Genomic DNA, 17,374 nt, shown 5'->3' on the forward strand with positions numbered 1-17,374 from the left:
CGAAACGAACTGGTGACCGCATGTCAGTCCGGACCAGCCCGGCGCTCTGGTGGCGCCTTGGCATCGTGCTCTCGGCGGGCCTCGGCCTGACCCTCCAGACCGCGCCGCTGGTGTACTTCACCGTCCAGAGCAACGTGATCGTGCTCGGCTACTTCACCGGCGCCGTCTACTGGATGGTCAAGCGGAACACCGTCGACGCCCCCGCGCCCCGGCTGCGCGGCGCCGCCACGCTGTACATCCTGATCACCGGCCTGGTCTCGCACGTCCTGCTGGAGCACGGCGCCAACCCGCTGCCCGGGCTCTTCGACGGACCGGACAAGCTCCAGCACTGGTCGTCGTTCTTCCTGCACTACGTCACGCCGGTGCTGGTCATCGCCGACTGGCTGGTGCTCCGGCCGCGCAACGCGTCCTCCTGGCGCGACATCCCGCTCTGGCTGGCGTTCCCGCTCGGCTACGCGGCGATCGTGCTGGCGCGCAACGCGCTCTTCTCCAACTACCCGATGCCCTACCCCTACTTCTTCTTCGACCCGACGACCGAGGGGTACGCCTACGTCTGGGGCCAGATCGCCCTGCTGACGGTCGAGTTCGTCGTGCTGGGGGCCGCCGTGGTGGGGCTGGACCGGCTCGGCACCCTGGTCGCGGGCAGGCTCCGCCGGGGCACCGCCTCCGCCGAGGCCTGACCGGCGGGCCCCGGCCCTGCCGGCCCGTTCCGCCCCGACCCGTTCCGCCCCGTCCCGTTCCGTCCTCGCGGCGGCCGGTCCGGTTCCCGCTCAGATCCTCCAGGAGCGGATCCGGTCGGCCGCCGCGAACACGTCCGCCCGCCCCTCCCCGATGTCCCGGGCCAGCTCCACCAGGGCGCCGTAGGGCGGATCGATCCCCTCCTCCGCCGCGTGCATGTACGCGGCCGTGGTCATGCAGGCGTAGAGGTTGTTGCGCACCGGCAGCGGGCGCAGCAGCACGATGGTGTGCATCAACGTGGCCGCGCACCAGGCCGGATCGGCGTCGTCGCCGAGCTGCGCGGTGTTCACCCGGTGCCGCGCGACGGCCGCCTGCAGGGCCGAGTAGTCCCGCACGCTCAGGTCCTCGGGCGAGGCCTGCTCCTGGACGTCGAGCAGCCAGCGCAGATCGACGTGCAGCAGCATCACCGGGCCGCCCTTCCCGCCGCACCCGCGCCCCGGCCGCACCCGTACCCGTACCCGTGGTCGACGGCTCCCGCGCTCACGCCGCCGGTGCGTCCTCCGGGAACGCCTCGTCGAACTCCTCCCGGTGCGCGCGCCAGAACGCCACCGCGTGATCGACGAAGACCCGCCGCTGCTGCTCCCGCACGCTGAGGTCGTGCACGTACGCCTTGACGCTCTTCCCGTCGGCGGCGGCGGCCGCGCGGATGGCGGCGAGTTCGTGCTCCGTGTACTCGATGTTGAGCGCTGGCATGGCGCCGATGGTACTGGAGCGTACGGGAGTTGGGTACCGGACCGGCGCCGCCCGCGGAAGGCCGGAGCCGGGGCCCGGCGGGGCGCGGGCGATGGCGCCGTCCGGTCCGGGCCCGTACGCCTCCGGGGGGAGGCGGGGCGGCGGGAACGTACCTCCGGGGTCTCGGTGGGGACCGCACTGCGGGTGGACGTGCCGGGGCGGGGCGGATCCGTACCGTCGGTCGTGGGCGGCGGAGGGGTTCCGCGGGGGAGGCCTGAACCTGGCGACGGCGGGGGCCGGTATGGGTTTCAGGGGTGACGGTCACGGCGGTGCGGGGCGGGCGGCGGCGGGGATCGCGGTGCCGGCACGGCGACTACGAGCACCGCCGGACGGCGCCGGACAGCCCGAGAACCCCAGAGGACTCCAGAGGACCCCCGAGACGATCGGAGACGGACGATGAAGCACAGCAACGCCCCCGCCAGGACGGCGAATCAGGCGGACGAGCGGACGCGCCCCGGAGCAGCGCGGGCCGCGCGGGCCGCCGCCCGGACGGCAGGAGTGGCCGCGATGGCGCTCGCGGTGACCGCGGGCGCGGTGGGCGCGGCCGGGGCGGCGCCCACCGGCGACGGCGGGGCGGCCCGGCCCGGGGTCGGCCGGCTGGCCGGCGCCTGGCAGGTGGACGGCTACGGGACGATCGTCGAGTTCACCGGAACCACGCTCACCACCTACGACGTGACCCGGATCAGCTGCACCCCCGGCTGGCTGAAGGGCGAGCAGGTCGGCGCCGCGGGACACGGCGGAGCCGTCAGGTTCGGCCGGCCCGGCAAGGCGTACGCCGAACTGACGGTCACCCCCGACGGCCGCAACCGGGCCGTGTACAAGGAGGACGGGGCCACCGCGACCAAGAACCTGGCCCGGCTGCCCGGCGGCCTGCCGGCGCTCTGCCGGCAGCCGGCGCCGCAGGATCCGCTCTCCACCTTCGACCGGTTCTGGGCGACCTTCGAGGAGAACTACCCGTTCTTCGCCGCCAAGGGCATCGACTGGCACGCCCTCCGGGACGAGAAGCGCGCGCTGATCACTCCGCGGACCACCGACGACGAGCTCCAGCAGGTCTTCGTCGACATGCTCCAGCCGCTCGGCGACGCCCACACCGCACTGGGGCGCAAGCGCGCCGGCGGCGGGATCGGCGCCGTCTTCGGCGGCCTGCGGCCGGGTACCCGGGAGCCCACCGACGAGGTGCGGGAGCTGTCGGCGAAGGCGGTGGCCGCCCAACTGGTCGGCCCGGAGCGGACGTTCGGCCGCGGCCTGCTGGGGGTCGGCGAACTCCCGGACGGGATCGGCTACCTGCGGGTGAGCGGCTTCGACGGGTACGTCGACGACGGCGGCTACCAGGACCACGCCGCCGAGCTGGACCGGGCCCTCGACGCCCTGCTGGCCCACCCCCGGCGGCTGAACGGCCTGGTGGTCGACCTCCGGCTGAACGGCGGCGGCTCGGACGAACTGGGGCTGCGGATCGCCGCCCGGCTCACCGACCGGCCGTACCTCGCCTACCGCAAGGTCGCCCGGAACGACCCGGCCGACCCGACCCGGTTCACCGCCCCGCAGCAGGTCCGGGTCCGGCCCGCCGCCGCGACCAGGTTCACCGGCCCGGTGGCCCTGCTCACCGCCGGTTCGACGGTGAGCGCGGGCGAGACCTTCACCCAGGCTCTGATGGAGCGGCGCCCGGCGGCGGTCCGGATCGGCGAGAACACCCAGGGCGTGTTCTCCGACATCATGTTCAAGCCCGTCTCGGACACGTTCACCGTCATCCTGCCGAACGAGAAGTTCCTCACCCGGGCCGGCACCACCTTCGACGGCCCGGGCATCCCGCCGGACCTCGCCACTCCGGTCCTCACCGACGAGGAACTGGCCCAGGGCCGGGACTCCGCCCTGACCGCCGCCCGCCGCGTCCTCCTGGGCACCCCGGGGACGGCGGCGGATTAGGCGCCGGGCCGGGCCACCGATCCGGCAGACCCCGGCCCGACACCGGTAACCCGACACCGACCACCCTCACCGACCGCCCGTCACATCGGATCCACCGTCCTCAGCTCGCCGTCCAGCTCCAGCCAGCGCGTGATGCCGAGGCCCCGCAGGAACGGCAGGTCGTGGCTGGCCACGACCAGCGCACCCTGGTAGGCGGCGAGCGCCTGGGTGAGCTGGCGGACGCTGGCCAGGTCGAGGTTGTTGGTCGGCTCGTCGAGCAGCAGCAGCTGCGGCGGCGGGTCGGCCAGCAGCAGCGCCGCCAGGGTGGCCCGGAACCGCTCGCCGCCGGAGAGGGTGGCGGCGAGCTGGTCGGCCCGGCCGCCGCGGAACAGGAACCGGGCGAGCCGGGCCCGGATCGCGTTGTCCCCCGCGCCGGGCGCGAACAGCTTGACGTTCCCCGCGACGGTCAGCCCGTCGTCCAGCAGGTCGAGCCGCTGCGGGAGGTGGCGCAGCGGCACCGGCGTGGTCACCTCGCCCTCCAGCGGGGCGAGTTCGCCGGAGATGGTGCGCAGCAGGGTGGTCTTGCCCGATCCGTTGCGGCCGACCAGGGCGATCCGCTCGGGCCCGCGCAGGTCGAGGTCGGCGGTGGTGCCGTAGGGCAGCCGGACCTTGTCCAGGGTGAGCACGGTGCGGCCGGCCGGGACGGCGGTCCGCGGCAGGTCGATCCGGATCTCGGCGTCGTCCCGGACCGCCTCCTCGGCGGCGGTGAGCCGGCGCCTGGCCTCCTCCAGCCGCTCGGTGTGCATGCCCTGGAGGCGGCCGGCCGTCTCCTGGCCCTGGCGCTTGAGCTTGCCGGCGAAGATGTGCGGGTCGTTGCGGGTGACGGAGCGCTTCTTGCCGTAGCCGGCACTGCGCTCCAGCTTGATCCGCGCCTCGCTCAAGTCCCGTTTCTGGCGCTGGACGTCGGCCTCGGCGTTGCGCAGCAGCCGCTCGGCCGTCTCCTGCTGGGCGGCGACGGTGTGCTCGTAGTCGGCGAAGTTCCCGCCGTACCAGGTGACCTGCCCGTCCCTCAGTTCGGCGATCTGGTCGACGTGCTGGAGCAGTTCGCGGTCGTGGCTGACGATCACCATCACGCCGCCCCAGCCGGCCACCGTCTCGTAGAGCCGCTCCCGGGCGGCCCGGTCGAGGTTGTTGGTGGGCTCGTCGAGCAGCAGGACGTCGGGCCGGCGCAGCAGCAGGGCGGCGAGCCGCATCAGCACCGCCTCGCCGCCGGACAGTTCGCCGGTGGTGCGGTCCAGGTCGAGCCGCTGCAGGCCGAGCCGGTCGAGGAGGGCGCGGGCGCGCTCCTCGACGTCCCAGTCGTCGCCGACCGCGTCGAAGTGGCGCTGGTCGGTGGAGCCCGCCTCGACGGCGTGCAGCGCCTCGCGGACGGCCCGGACGCCGAGCGCCTCGTCGACCCGCAGGCCGGTGTCCAGAGTGAGGCCCTGCGGCAGGTAGCCGAGCTCGCCGGCCACCTTGACGGTGCCGGAGGTGGGGGTGAGCTCGCCGGCCAGCAGGCGCAGCAGGGTGGACTTGCCCGCGCCGTTGAGTCCGATCAGCCCGGTGCGGCCGGGGCCGACCGCGAGGTGGAAGCCGTCGAGGACGGGCCTGCCGTCCGGCCACTCGAAGGAGAGGTCGGTGCAGAGGAGCGAGGTGGTGGGTTGTGCCATGGAAGCCTCCCGGGGGTTGCCGGACGTGGCCGGTCACCGGCCGTGGTCGTGGGGCGGCCCGGCGGCCGTCGGGCGGGGACGTGATCGCGTGCAGCGGTGGCGTCGTCGCGGGACGGCGGTGCGGGTCGCGGGGCGACACGTGGTCGCGGAGCAACACGGGAGACACCGCGGGGGGAGGCGGAGGCCGGGAGGGGTGGGCCGGGACGCGGCCGGGATCGTCAGGAGGACGGGGGACGCCGGGCCGGCTCACCACTGAGGTCGGGCACTCGCACACTCACGGACCACGGGCAGCGGCATGGCTGCGGCGCGGCGGGGGCGGTGTCTCGGGACCTCAGTAGAGCAACGGCCTTCTCCTGTTCTGGTGGCTGACGGGGATCACGTTACGAAGGCCCGCGGAGCCGCGCAACCGGTTTTCCCGTTGGCCGTTCCGTGCCGATCACGTGCCGATCCGGTGACGGCGGCGTCCCTGACCGGTCCGGGGCGCGGGACCGGTCGGTCCCGCATGGCAGACTCCTCCCCTGCAACACCCGCCACACCCGCGACCCACGGGGGGTTCGCGGCGCCGTGGTGTGCATCCACAGGGGGAATTGAACTCATGTCACCGATATCCCGGGCGAGGCGTGCCGCGCTGGGCGCCTCCGTCGTCGCCCTGACCGTCGTGGTCGCGACCGCGTGCGGTCCGGAGAACAGCGACCCGGTCGCGGCGCCGACCCCGGCGGTCACCGCCGGCTCCACCGACAAGCCCGGCGCGGCGCCGATCAAGCTGCCCAGCGTCGACGAGCTGAAGAAGTGGGGCTTCGACGACTGGGACAAGTGGGCCCAGCAGAACGTGATCACCCCGGCCGTCAAGGGCTACTGGGACCTCCAGAAGATCCTGAAGGCCAAGCCCTACAAGCCGGGCCCGGGCACCCAGCCGACCGCGCAGCCCACCCAGCCGCCGGCGCAGCCGCCGGGCGGCGGCAACGACCCGCAGCCGAAGCCGGTCGAGATGAAGCCCGAGCCGCACCCGTTCGCCAAGCCGCAGCACGTGAACGGCAAGCTGTTCTTCCAGAAGGGCAGCGACGAGTACGTCTGCTCCGGCACCGTCGTCTCCGACCCGGCCAACCCGGGCAAGAGCAACCTGGTGTGGACCGCCAGCCACTGCCTGCACGGCGGCAAGGGCGGCAAGTACCACACCAACATCACCTTCGCCCCGGCGTTCAACAGCTCCGGCGCGCTGACCGGCGGCAAGCAGGGCTCGCTGGCCCAGGCCGAGCCGTACGGCGAGTGGGGCGCGGTCGCGGGCATGATCTCCCCGCAGTGGGCGGGCGAGGCCGACCCGGAGAACGGCGGCCCCTGGAGCCAGTACGACTTCGGCATCCTCAAGGTGGCCAACCCGGACGGCAGCGGCAAGTCGCTGGAGGAGGTCGTCGGCGGTTCGGTGCCGATCTGGTTCAACGCCCCGCGCGAGCAGATCACCTCGGTGACCACCTACGGCTACCCGGCCGGCAAGCCGTTCGACGGCATGGAGCTGGAGCACTGCGAGGCCGGCAAGCCGGCCCGGCGCACCATCGACCCGGCCCGTCCGACCATGCTGATGACCGGCTGCAACGGCACCGGCGGCGACAGCGGCGGCGGCTGGTTCGCCACCAAGGACGGCAAGCAGGTGCTGGTCTCGGACACCTCCATCGGCGGGTTCGACAACACCTGGGAGGCCGGGCCGTACCTGGACGACGTGGCGCAGCACGCGCTGGACTACTTCTCCAAGAAGAGCAAGTGACCCACGGCACGTCCTGAGTCCGTGCCCGCCGGGGCCGCAGCACCTCCGCTGCGGCCCCGGCGGCGTTCCCGGGGCCGCTCCGGAGCCGCTCCGCCGCGGCCCCGCCGGCCTCCTCGGAGGCCCCCGGGAGACCACCCGGGATGCCTCCCGGGGGACCGCCCGGGAGGCGGGCCCGCGCCCCCGGGCCGCGCAGTTCCCCCGCCGCCCCCACGGCGGGCCTCCCGGCCCGCCTAGAATCGGGTCATCATGAGCGCCACACTCGTCGTCAAGGACCTCGCCGCCGGCCACGGCGAGCGCACCCTCTTCTCCGGCCTGGACCTGGTCGTCGCCCCCGGCGACGTGATCGGCCTGGTCGGCGTGAACGGGGCCGGGAAGTCGACCCTGCTCCGCCTGCTGGCCGGCCTGGACACCCCCGAGGGCGGCTCGCTGCGCCTCAGCCCGGCCTCCGCCAACATCGGCCACCTCCCGCAGGAGCCGGAGCGCCGCCCGGGCGAGTCGGTCCGCGACTTCCTCGCCCGCCGGACCGGGGTCGCCGCCGCGCAGGCCGAGCTGGACGAGGCCACCCAGGGGCTGGTGGACGGGGTGGCCGGCGCCGACGACGCCTACGCGGCGAGCCTGGACCGCTGGCTGGACCTGGGCGGCGCCGACCTGGAGGAGCGGGCCGAGGAGGTCGCCGACTCGCTCGGCCTGAAGGTCTCCCTCGACCTGCCGATGACCGCGCTCTCCGGCGGCCAGGCCGCCCGGGCCGGCCTCGCCTCGCTGCTGCTCTCGCGCTACGACGTCTTCCTGCTGGACGAGCCCACCAACGACCTCGACCTGGACGGCCTGGAGCGGCTGGAGTCCTTCGTCAAGGGCCTGCGCGCGGGCACCGTGCTGATCAGCCACGACCGCGAGTTCCTGGCCCGCACCGTCACCAAGGTGCTGGAGCTGGACCTGCACCAGCAGCAGGTCAACCTGTACGGCGGCGGCTACGACGCGTACCTGGAGGAGCGTGCGACGGCCCGCCGGCACGCCCGCGACGAGTACGAGGAGTACGCCGACACCAAGGCCGGTCTGGAGGCCCGGGCCCGGATGCAGCGCGGCTGGATGGAGCACGGCGTGCGCAACGCCCGCCGCAAGTCCTCCGACAACGACAAGATCGGCCGTGCGATGCGGACCGAGTCCACCGAGAAGCAGGCGTCCAAGGCCCGGCAGACCCAGCGGATGATCGAGCGGCTGGACGTCGTCGAGGAGCCGCGCAAGGAGTGGGAGCTGCGGATGGAGATCGCCACCGCGCCGCGCTCCGGCTCGGTGGTCGCCACCCTGCGCGGGGCCACCGTCCGGCGCGGGGACTTCGTCCTCGGCCCGGTGGACCTGCAGATCGACTGGGCCGACCGGGTGGCCATCACGGGCGCCAACGGCGCGGGCAAGTCCACGCTGCTGGCCGCGCTGCTCGGCCGGCTCGAACTCGACTCGGGCAGCGCCGCGCTGGGCTCCGGCGTGGTGGTCGGCGAGGTCGACCAGGCGCGCGGGCTGTTCCTGGGCGGCGAGCCGCTGTCGGACGCGTTCGCCGCCGCCGTGCCGGAGCTGTCGCCGGAGGAGGTGCGCACCCTGCTCGCCAAGTTCGGCCTGAAGGCGGTGCACGTGATGCGGCCGGCCGGCACGCTGTCGCCCGGTGAGCGGACCAGGGCCGCGCTGGCGCTGCTGCAGGCGCGCGGGGTGAACCTGCTGGTGCTGGACGAGCCCACCAACCACCTGGACCTGCCCGCGATCGAGCAGCTGGAGTCGGCGCTGGGCTCGTACACCGGCACCCTGCTGCTGGTCACGCACGACCGCCGGATGCTGGACACGGTCGCGGTGAACCGGCGGATCGAGGTCGGCGGCGGCCGGGTGCAGGAGAGCTGAACCGGACGGCCCGGTGACCGGCCGGGGAAGTGGTCTGGACCGGACCCCTTCCCCGGCCGGTCGTCATGTGCTGTGCTGTCGGCCATGGTTGACAGCACCCCGGCAGCCGGGACGCCGTACCCGAGCGTCCCGCTCCGCCCGATGACGGTGCCCGCCCACGAGGCCGAGGCACGGAGCAGGACCTTCCACGACGTGATGGCGCAGCGCCGGACCGTCCGCGACTACTCGACCCGACCGGTTCCGGACGGCGTGGTCGAGTGGGCGATCCGCACCGCCAACACCGCACCGAGCGGTGCGCACGTCCAGCCGTGGCGGTTCGTGGTGATCACCGATCCGGAGCGCAAGCGGCAGTTGCGCGCGGCCGCCGAGGAGGAGGAGCGCGAGTTCTACGCGCACCGGGCCTCCGCGGAGTGGCTGGCCGCGCTGGCCCCGATCGGCACCGACTGGCAGAAGCCGTTCCTGGAGGACGCGCCGGCCGTGATCGTCGTCTTCGAGGTGCACAAGGGCCCCAACTCGCCGCGCCCGTACTACACCAAGGAGTCGGTGGGGATCGCGGTCGGCCTGCTGCTCGCCTCGCTGCACCAGGCGGGCCTGGCCACCCTGACCCACACCCCGAGCCCGATGAAGTTCCTCAACGAGGTGTGCGAACGGCCCCTGGAGGAGCGTGCGGCGTACGTGATCCCGGTGGGCTACCCGGCCGAGGGGGCGCGCGTGCCCGATCTGCAGCGCAAGGAGCTCGACGAGGTGCTGGTGCGCCTCTGACGCGCCCCCGGCGGGTGCCGACGCCCGCCGCCGGGCCGGTGGTGACAGGTACAGGACGTCGACATAATCGCTGTCATGAGCCACGTCATGCCACAGCCGTGCGGGGACGTGCCCGGGCCCGGGGCGCCGCGCACCTCCCCCGGCGCGGTCAGCCCCGGCCGGCCGCCGGAACTCCTGCGGCCGGCCGGGGGGATCACCCTGCGGCGCCGCTCCCCCGCCCACGCACCCGCGCTCAACGCCGCGGTCCGGGCCAACCTGGACCACCTGCGGCCCTGGCTGGAGTGGGCGGCCGAGGCGCCCACTCCGGCCCAGACCGCCGAACTCGCCGCGGCCGGCTCCGCCGCCTGGGACGCCGGCACCGACTTCATCTACCTGGTCGGCCTCGACGCCGAGCCCGGCCGGGTGATCGGCTCGTTCGGCCTGCACGGGCGGATCGGCCCGGGCGCGCTGGAGCTCGGCTACTGGCTGAGCGCCGACCGCCTCGGCCGCGGCATCGCCACCGCGGCCGCCCGGGCGGTCACCGGGGCGGCGCTGGCACTGCCCGGCATCGGACGGGTCGAGATCCACTGCGACGAGGCGAACACCGCCAGCGCCGCGGTGCCGCGCCGGCTGGGCTACCGCCTCGACCGGATCGCCGACGCCGCGCTGCGGGCACCGGGCGAGACCGGGCGGAAGATGGTCTGGGTCAAGGAGGGCTGACCGCGACCGGGCGGCGGCCGGCGCCGGGAGCCCCCGCGCCGTGCCCGCCCGGGCCGGGAACGAACCGGGCCGGGCCGGAGCGGGCCGGGCCGGAGCGGGCCGGGCCGGGCGGGCCGCCGTCCGGGGTGGTTCAGTACCGCCCGCCGGTCGGCGCCGGCAGCGCGTCCAGCTCGGCGAGGTCGGCCGCCGAGAGCGCCAGGTCGGCCGCCCCCGCGTTGTCGGCCAGGTAGCGCGGCGTCTTGGTGCCCGGGATCGGCAGCACGTACCGCCCCTGCGCCAGCACCCAGGCCAGCGCCACCTGCGCGGGCGTCGCGCCGAGCCGCTCGGCGACCGCCCGCACCTTCTCCACCAGGGCCAGGTTCGCCTTCAGCGCGTCCTGCTGGAAGCGCGGCAGCGAGCGGCGGAAGTCGTCGGCGGGCAGCTCGTCGAAGGAGGAGATGCTGCCGGTCAGGAAGCCCCGGCCGAGCGGCGAGAACGGCAGGAACGCGATGCCCTCCGCCTCGGTGTACGGCAGCACCTCGGCCAGCGCGTCCCGGGTCCAGAGCGACAGCTCGGACTGCACGGACGCCACCGGGTGCACCGCCTGCGCCCGCTTGATCTCCTCGACGCTCACCTCGGACAGGCCGATCCGGCGGGCCTTGCCCGCGGCGACCGTCTCGGCCAGCGCGCCCCAGGTCTCCTCGATCGGCACCTCCGGGTCCACCCGGTGCAGCTGGTACAGGTCGACGTGGTCGGTGCCGAGCCTGCGCAGGCTCTCGTCGATCGCCCGGCGGACGTGCTCGGGCCGGCCGTTGCGGACCACCCGCTCGGTGCCGCTGCCCGGCACCAGGCCGACCTTGGTCGCCAGCACCGCGCGCTCCCGGTGGGCCCCGGCCAGGGCGGCGCCGACCACCTCCTCGTTGCTGTACGGACCGTAGATGTCGGCGGTGTCGATCAGCGTGACGCCGAGGTCCAGCGCCTGCCGGACCACCCCGACCGAGGCCTCGTCGTCGCGGCTCTGCGGGTCGTAGGCCCAGGTCATCCCCATGCAGCCGAGGCCGATCACTCCGACCTCGGGGCCCTCGCTGCCGAGCGTGGCGTTGCGCATGACGGTTCTCCTTCGTGGATCGACGGCGGATGGTCCGTTGGCCGCGGCCGGCTCCGGCCCCGGGTGGATCACCGGTGACCAGCCTCCCCCTTGGAGTGCGCTCTAGGTCAAGCCCGCCCGGCCGCCCCGGCGTGTCGCAGCCGGCCGCCCGTCAGCCACTCCCGGAACCCGCCGTCGAGCACCAGCTCCGCGAGCCTCCGGTAGCCGCCCGCGCCCGGATGCGCGCCGTCCCCGGCCGCGGCCTCCGCCACCCAGAGCGGGTCCTCGGCCAGCGCCCGCGTCACGGCGACGAACGGCACCCCGCGGACGGCGCAGAGCCCGGCGATCCCCTCGGCCAGCTCCAGTTGCCGGGCCAGCCGCCCGGCGCCCCCGGAGACCACCGGCGGCGGCCCCACCACCAGCGTCGCGAACCCGCGCTCCCGGGCGCCGTCCAGGAGTTCGGCGACGTTCCGCAGGCACTGCGCGGACGCGACCCGGGGGCGGCCGTCCTCGACCGTGGTGTCGTTGGCGCCCACCGACAGCACCAGCCGGTTGTCCGCCCCCGGCAGCGCGCGCACCCCCGTCTCGGCCCGGCAGCGGGCCAGCACGTCGGCCGAGGTGTTCCGCCGGACGCCCAGGTTGAACACGGTCACGTCGGCGGACCGGGCGCCCCCGTCGGCCCCGGGCGCCCCCGCGCTCACGCCGTCCCCCGCGGGTCCGACCAGGTCCGCCCAGGTCGCCGCCATCACCCGTCCCACCCAGCCGCGGTACTCCGGGTCGCCGACCCCCTGGGTGAACGAGTCGCCGATGAAGGCGATGCGCAGATCCTTCGTCATCTCTCCGGTCATGCCGGAACCTTAAGGTCCGCGTAAGCCGGACTGCGACCTGCCTCCACTGCGCCGAGGGTCCTTGACGTGCCCAGGTGGTCTAGTCCAGGTTGATGGGCAGCACCGCGCAACTCCCCCACCGGACCACCCCGTCCACCGCCGTCCGCCGCGCCTCCTCCCCCTCGCGCGACGGGCGGCGGCCCCGTCCCCGAGAGGCACCCCCATGCCACGCGCGCCCCACGACGCCCCCGCCCGGCACCGCCGCCCGACCACCCGCACCAAGCTCGCCGGCCTCGCCGGGGCCGTCGCCCTCGCGGCCGGCGGCCTCGCCGCCGTCGCCGGGAACGCCGGCGCGGCCGACGGCGACCTGCTCGGCAACTCCGGGTTCGAGAGCGGCGCGCTCGGCCCGTGGAGCTGTTCCGGCACCACCGGCACCATCGTCGGCACCGGTGCGCACGGCGGCTCGTACGCACTCCGCGGGGCCGCCGGCAGCAGCGACACCGCGCAGTGCGGGCAGAACGTCGCGGTGCAGCCCAACACCAAGTACACGCTGAGCGCCTGGGTCCAGGGCCAGTACGTGTACCTCGGCGCGACCGGCGGCGGGGTCACCGACCCGGCCGTCTGGACACCCGGCGGCACCGGCTGGCAGCAGCTCTCCACCACCTTCACCACCGGCCCGGCCACCACCGCCGTCACCGTCTACCTGCACGGCTGGTACGGGCAGGGCGCCTACCTCGCCGACGACGTCGTGCTCTCCGGCCCCGGCGGGACCCCGAGCACCCCGCCGCCCACCACGCCCACCACCGCACCGCCGACCAGCACCCCTCCGACCACGCCGAACCCGACCGGCCCGACCACCCCGGCGCCCGGCGTCGCGCTCCCGGTCGCCCCGTACGTCGACATGGGCGCCTGGCCCACGCCGTCCCTGCCCGCGATGGCCAGGGCCGGCAATCTGAAGTCCTTCACCATGGGCTTCGTCACCGGCGTCGGCTGCAAGGCCAGCTGGTTCAACGCCTACGACCCGCGCACCGGTTGGGCCAAGGACCAGATCGACGCCCTGCGCGCGGCCGGCGGCGACGTCAAGCTCTCCTTCGGCGGCGCCAGCGGCAGCGAACTCGCCGCCACCTGCACCACGGTGGACTCGCTGTTCGCCGAGTACGACGCCGTGGTGAAGGCCTACGACCTGCGCTACGCCGACTTCGACATCGAGGGCGCCGCGATCGCCGACACCGCCGCCAACGAGCGCCGGTCCGCCGCGCTCGCCCGGCTGCAGAAGGCCCACCCCGGCCTGAAGGTCTCCTTCACCCTGCCGGTGCTGCCCGAGGGCCTGACCTCCGAGGGCGTCGCCATCGTCCGCTCGGCCCGGGACGCCGGCGTGACCGTCGACCTCGTCAACATCATGGCGATGGACTACTACCGCGCCGGAGCCGACTACGGCGACGCCGCCGTGCAGGCCGCGCAGTCGCTCCACGACCAGCTCAAGGTGCTCCACCCGGCGAAGACCGACGCGCAGCTGTGGGCCATGGTCGGGGTCACGCCGATGATCGGCGAGAACGACGACCACCAGGTCTACAACCAGGCCGACGCCCAGCAGCTGGTCGCCTTCGCGCGGCAGCACCACCTCGGCACGCTGGCCTTCTGGGACGCCACCCGGGACGCCAACGCCTGCACCGGCGGCCTGTTCAAGTGCACCAACATCCCGCAGCAGCCGTACGAGTTCGCGAAGATCTTCGCCCAGTACGGCGGCTGACCGGCCACCGAGCCGTCCCGCACGCCGGTGCCGGCGGCCCCCGCCAGGAGGAGGGGCCGCCGGCACCGGCACGTCCGGGGCCGCCGGCCCCTCTCGCCCCTCCACCGCCCCGCCCCGCCACCGCCTCGCCCCGCCCCGCCCCGCCCCGCCCCGGGTGGATATTCGATCGTGCGTTCCCGGCGCCTCCCGTTACAGTCCTCCCACTGTCCGGGTGTCGCGCAGAGGCAGGCGCGCCGCTTCCTCATGGCGGATACGCCGGTCCGAATCCGGCCTCCCGGGCAGGACCGGGTCCCGTAGCGCAGAGGCAGGCGCACCGTGACCGCATCACGGAGGACGCCGGTTCGAATCCGGCCGGGACCACTTCGGTGGGACGCACGAGGGGGCGGACATGACGGTCCGGAGCGACGGCGGCACGACGACCGAAGAGGTCTCCCCCGAGGAACTCGCCGCGTTCAGCCGCACCCTCGGCCGCCTGCGCGCGCTGCCCGTCGGCCACCGGACCAGGCAGCACGCCGAGCGCCAGCTGGAGTCCTTCGTCCGCGAGAGCCGCAAGCGCCGCCGCCAGGGCCGGCGCGCCGTGGACCGCGCGGCCGACGCCGAACTGCTCGCCGCCACCGCCACCGGCGCGGGCGACCGCCGCGAGGACGCCCCGCTCGCCCCCGCACCCGCCGCCGGACCCGTCGGCGAACTCCGCGGCGGGCGCCGCTGCTACGTCTGCAAGCAGCCCTACCGCGAGGTGGACGCCTTCTACCACATGCTCTGCGGCGCCTGCGCCGCCGAGAACACCTCCCGCCGCACCCTCGGCACCGACCTGCGCGGGCGCCGCGCGCTGCTGACCGGCGGCCGGGTGAAGATCGGCTTCCAGCTGGCGCTGATGCTGCTGCGCGACGGCGCCGAGCTGATCGTCACCAGCCGGTTCCCGCACGACACCGTGCGCCGCTTCCGCGCGGCGGAGGGCAGCCCGGCCTGGTGGGAGCGGCTCACCGTGGTCGGCATCGACCTGCGCGACCCGCGCCAGGTCCTCGGCCTGACCGAGCGACTGCGCGCCGACGGGCGCCCGTTGGACATCCTGGTCAACAACGCCGCGCAGACCCTGCGGCGCCCGCCCGAGTCGTACGCCCTGCTGGCCGCCGGCGAGCGGTCCGCGCTGCCCGCGGCCGAGGCCCGTGCCGTGGTGCACGCCCCCGGGTTCCGGCCGATGCCCGCCCTGGCCCCGGCCTGGCCGACCACCGGACTCGCCCTCCCCGACGCGTCGGCCGTCCCCGCCGTACTGCCCGAGCAGGCCGACGAGGCCGGACTGCTGCCGGACGCCGCCCCGGCCAACTCCTGGTCGGCCCGGCTCGGTTCGCTCGACCCGGCCGAACTGCTGGAGACCCAGCTGGTGAACGCGCTCGCCCCGGCCCTGCTCTGCGACCGGCTGCTGCCGCTGCTGCTCGCCGCCCCGCGGCCGCGTCGCTACATCGTCAACGTCACGGCGGTGGAGGGCCGGTTCGCCGTGCTCAACAAGACCGGCGGCCACCCGCACACCAACATGGCCAAGGCAGCGCTCAACATGCTCACCCGCACCAGCGCCGAGGAACTCGCCGCCCGGGGCGTGCACATGTGCGCCGTCGACACCGGCTGGATCACCGACGAGAACCCGGCCCCCAAGAAGACCCGGCTCGCCGCCGCGGGCTTCCGCACCCCGCTCGACGTCGTCGACGGCGCCGCCCGCGTCTACGACCCGATCGTCCGCGGCGAGGCCGGATCCCCGGTCTCGGGCGTCTTCCTCAAGGACTACCGCGAGGCGGCGTGGTGAACCCGGTGCCACCGCCCTCCCCCGCGCCCTGAACCGTCGGACGAACCCGGGTAGGCCTCACCCCGTGCACCTCACCTTCGACGCCGAGAACGACGTGGCGTACCTCTACGTCCTCACCCCGGACGACCCGGCCCGTCGGCCGGGCGACGCCGTCCGCCAGGTCGTCGCCGAGGACGACTCGGGCGGCGAGGCCGTGCTCGACTTCGACGCCCGGGGCCGCCTGCTGGGCATCGAACTCCTGTCCGCCGAACGGCAGTTGCACCCCTCCCTGCGGCCGCCGGAACAGGCCGGCGGATCAGCCCTCCCGACCGGGCCGACGTCACGGGGGGGCACCGTAGGCGCGCGGGCCGACGCCGGTCCCGCTAGCGCTCCGCCCCCCGCTCCACCTCCACCTCCACCTCCCGCTCCCGCTCCCGCTCCCGCCGGATGACCGCGGTGCCCGTCTCCAGGTCGACGCCCGTGCGGGGCCGGGCACCGGAGTGGTCGTCGTCGCGCAGGACGAGCCGGGCCTGGCGCTGCTCGACCTGGACGCGCTTGCCCGCGCTGAACAGCGCGTGCAGCTCCTCGAACGCCGTCATCCCCAGCCCGACGCCGCTGCCGGACCGCCCAGGTCCGGCGGCGCGCCCGGCACGCCCGGCACGCCCGCCGCGCCCGCCGCGCCCGCCGCGCCAGAGCGAACGGCGGACGGACACCAGGACGACGAGCCCGATCAGCAGCGCCAGAAGAACCATCACCACGGTCACCGTCACCATGCCCGTCCAACGCGTCGACGGTGCACGGACGTTCCGCCCGCAGCCGCTACCGGTAGCCGGTGGTGTCGGCCGGGAGGTCCGGGTCCTGGACCTCCACCATGTACCGCCAGGCGTCGGGCCGGCTGCCGTCGAGATCGGTGAAGCCGTAGACCCGCGCCAGTTGGCCGCTGCTGAGCGACTGCCCGTTCCAGCGGGACACTTCGGGGTCGGCGGCCAGCGCCGCGACCGCGCGGCCGACGTACGACGTCGTCTCGGAGATGGCGAAGTGCGGGATGCGCGCGGTGGCGTCGCGCCAGTTCTCCTCGGTGACGCCGAAGGTGTCGAGCATGATCTCGGACCGCATCCAGCCGGGGGTGAGCGCCACCGCGGTGGCGCCGCGCGGGCCGAGTTCGTGGCCGAGCGCGAACGCCATCCGCAGCACCGCCGACTTGGCGATGTCGTAGAAGAACGACACCCGGTAGCGGTCCGCGTTGTACTCGGCCGTGCCGTCCGTCATCTCGACCACCAGTCCGCCGGGCCTGCGCAGCAGCAGCGGCAGCGCGTGGTGGCTGGTGATCGCGTGGGTGTCGACGGCGAGGCGGAGCAGCCGCAGGCCCTTGTCGAGGTCGTGCTCCCAGACCGTGCTCTCCCACTCGAAGAGCAGTTCGCCGCCCCAGATGTCGTTGACCAGGACGTCCAGCCGGCCGCCCTGCTCGGTGTCGATCCGCTTCACCAGCGCCTCGACCTGCGCGGGCTCCAGGTGGTCGCAGACCACGGGGACGCCCGTGCCGCCCGCGGCCGTGACCAGCTCGGCGGTCTCCTCGACGGTCTCCGGCCGGTCGTACTCCGAGCGCTTCCCCTTGGTGCTGCGGCCGGTCACGTAGACGGTCGCGCCCTGCGCGCCCAGTTCGACGGCGATCCCCCGGCCGGCGCCCCGGGTCGCACCGGCGACCAGGGCGATCTTGTCCTCCAGTGCTTTCGGCATGGCCGGAGCCTACGTCGGGGGTCCGGCGATCC

16 protein-coding genes and 2 tRNA genes are annotated in these 17,374 nt (G+C 74.7%); 11 read left to right on the forward strand and 7 right to left on the reverse strand.

What is annotated here, in order from left to right; translation table 11 throughout:
• Positions 1–20 precede the first annotated feature (20 nt).
• Positions 21–680 (forward strand): Pr6Pr family membrane protein, encoded by a 660-nt coding sequence (locus tag OG550_RS08625; protein ID WP_327676090.1) that lies wholly within the window; start codon positions 21–23, stop codon positions 678–680.
• A 90-nt stretch (positions 681–770) separates the two neighbouring features.
• Here OG550_RS08625 and OG550_RS08630 read toward each other — a convergent pair whose 3' ends face one another.
• Both OG550_RS08630 and OG550_RS08635 read right to left on the reverse strand, forming a co-directional pair.
• A complete protein-coding gene (locus OG550_RS08630) occupies positions 771–1,142 on the reverse strand; it encodes a toxin Doc (protein ID WP_327683745.1) in 372 nt (123 codons plus the stop codon).
• Between the two features lie 76 nt (positions 1,143–1,218).
• Positions 1,219–1,431: a hypothetical protein gene (locus OG550_RS08635; RefSeq protein WP_327676091.1), complete on the reverse strand. Its 213-nt coding sequence runs from the start codon at positions 1,429–1,431 to the stop codon at positions 1,219–1,221.
• A 435-nt stretch (positions 1,432–1,866) separates the two neighbouring features.
• Between OG550_RS08635 and OG550_RS08640 the strand changes: the two genes are divergently transcribed.
• A complete protein-coding gene (locus OG550_RS08640; RefSeq protein ID WP_327676092.1) occupies positions 1,867–3,393 on the forward strand; it encodes a S41 family peptidase in 1,527 nt (508 codons plus the stop codon).
• Positions 3,394–3,473: 80 nt separating this feature from the next.
• Here OG550_RS08640 and OG550_RS08645 read toward each other — a convergent pair whose 3' ends face one another.
• Positions 3,474–5,081, reverse strand: a complete 1,608-nt coding sequence (locus tag OG550_RS08645; RefSeq protein WP_327676093.1) for an ABC-F family ATP-binding cassette domain-containing protein — start codon at positions 5,079–5,081, stop codon at positions 3,474–3,476.
• Positions 5,082–5,676: 595 nt separating this feature from the next.
• On the opposite strand from OG550_RS08645, the gene OG550_RS08650 reads away from it, so the two are divergent.
• The 4 genes from OG550_RS08650 to OG550_RS08665 all read left to right on the forward strand — a co-directional run bounded on the left by OG550_RS08650 (position 5,677) and on the right by OG550_RS08665 (position 10,185).
• Complete coding sequence (locus OG550_RS08650; protein ID WP_327676094.1) at positions 5,677–6,840, forward strand: trypsin-like serine peptidase; 1,164 nt, start codon at positions 5,677–5,679, stop codon at positions 6,838–6,840.
• Positions 6,841–7,086: 246 nt separating this feature from the next.
• Positions 7,087–8,724: an ABC-F family ATP-binding cassette domain-containing protein gene (locus OG550_RS08655; protein ID WP_327676095.1), complete on the forward strand. Its 1,638-nt coding sequence runs from the start codon at positions 7,087–7,089 to the stop codon at positions 8,722–8,724.
• 84 nt (positions 8,725–8,808) lie between these two features.
• Entirely contained in the window at positions 8,809–9,486 is a 678-nt protein-coding gene (locus OG550_RS08660; RefSeq protein WP_327676096.1) for a nitroreductase family protein, read from the forward strand.
• 75 nt (positions 9,487–9,561) lie between these two features.
• The gene (locus OG550_RS08665; RefSeq protein ID WP_327676097.1) at positions 9,562–10,185 is read left to right on the forward strand and encodes a GNAT family N-acetyltransferase; all 624 of its coding nucleotides are present in this window, start codon (positions 9,562–9,564) and stop codon (positions 10,183–10,185) included.
• 130 nt (positions 10,186–10,315) lie between these two features.
• Here the strand turns inward: OG550_RS08665 and OG550_RS08670 are convergent, their stop codons facing one another.
• Positions 10,316–11,272, reverse strand: coding sequence for an aldo/keto reductase (locus tag OG550_RS08670; RefSeq protein WP_327676098.1), 957 nt, complete (start codon positions 11,270–11,272; stop codon positions 10,316–10,318).
• Between the two features lie 107 nt (positions 11,273–11,379).
• A complete protein-coding gene (locus tag OG550_RS08675) occupies positions 11,380–12,099 on the reverse strand; it encodes a GDSL-type esterase/lipase family protein (RefSeq protein WP_327676099.1) in 720 nt (239 codons plus the stop codon).
• A gap of 202 nt (positions 12,100–12,301) precedes the next feature.
• On the opposite strand from OG550_RS08675, the gene OG550_RS08680 reads away from it, so the two are divergent.
• From OG550_RS08680 to OG550_RS08700, 5 genes are all read left to right on the forward strand, one after another.
• Entirely contained in the window at positions 12,302–13,828 is a 1,527-nt protein-coding gene (locus OG550_RS08680) for a carbohydrate binding domain-containing protein (protein WP_327676100.1), read from the forward strand.
• 207 nt (positions 13,829–14,035) lie between these two features.
• Positions 14,036–14,107, forward strand: a tRNA-Glu gene (locus OG550_RS08685).
• An 8-nt stretch (positions 14,108–14,115) separates the two neighbouring features.
• Positions 14,116–14,188, forward strand: a tRNA-Ala gene (locus OG550_RS08690).
• Positions 14,189–14,216: 28 nt separating this feature from the next.
• Positions 14,217–15,626 (forward strand): SDR family NAD(P)-dependent oxidoreductase, encoded by a 1,410-nt coding sequence (locus OG550_RS08695; RefSeq protein ID WP_327676101.1) that lies wholly within the window; start codon positions 14,217–14,219, stop codon positions 15,624–15,626.
• Positions 15,627–15,690: 64 nt separating this feature from the next.
• Complete coding sequence (locus OG550_RS08700) at positions 15,691–16,056, forward strand: DUF2283 domain-containing protein (RefSeq protein WP_327676102.1); 366 nt, start codon at positions 15,691–15,693, stop codon at positions 16,054–16,056.
• Here OG550_RS08700 and OG550_RS08705 read toward each other — a convergent pair.
• Both OG550_RS08705 and OG550_RS08710 read right to left on the reverse strand, forming a co-directional pair.
• Entirely contained in the window at positions 15,989–16,357 is a 369-nt protein-coding gene (locus tag OG550_RS08705; RefSeq protein ID WP_327683747.1) for a DUF6191 domain-containing protein, read from the reverse strand. The two genes, OG550_RS08700 and OG550_RS08705, sit on opposite strands and share 68 nt — an antisense overlap.
• 67 nt (positions 16,358–16,424) lie before the next feature.
• Positions 16,425–17,342 (reverse strand): SDR family oxidoreductase, encoded by a 918-nt coding sequence (locus OG550_RS08710; protein WP_327676103.1) that lies wholly within the window; start codon positions 17,340–17,342, stop codon positions 16,425–16,427.
• Between the last annotated feature and the right edge of the window lie 32 nt (positions 17,343–17,374).

This window comes from Kitasatospora sp. NBC_00458, from assembly GCF_036013975.1.
Taxonomy (GTDB): domain Bacteria; phylum Actinomycetota; class Actinomycetes; order Streptomycetales; family Streptomycetaceae; genus Kitasatospora.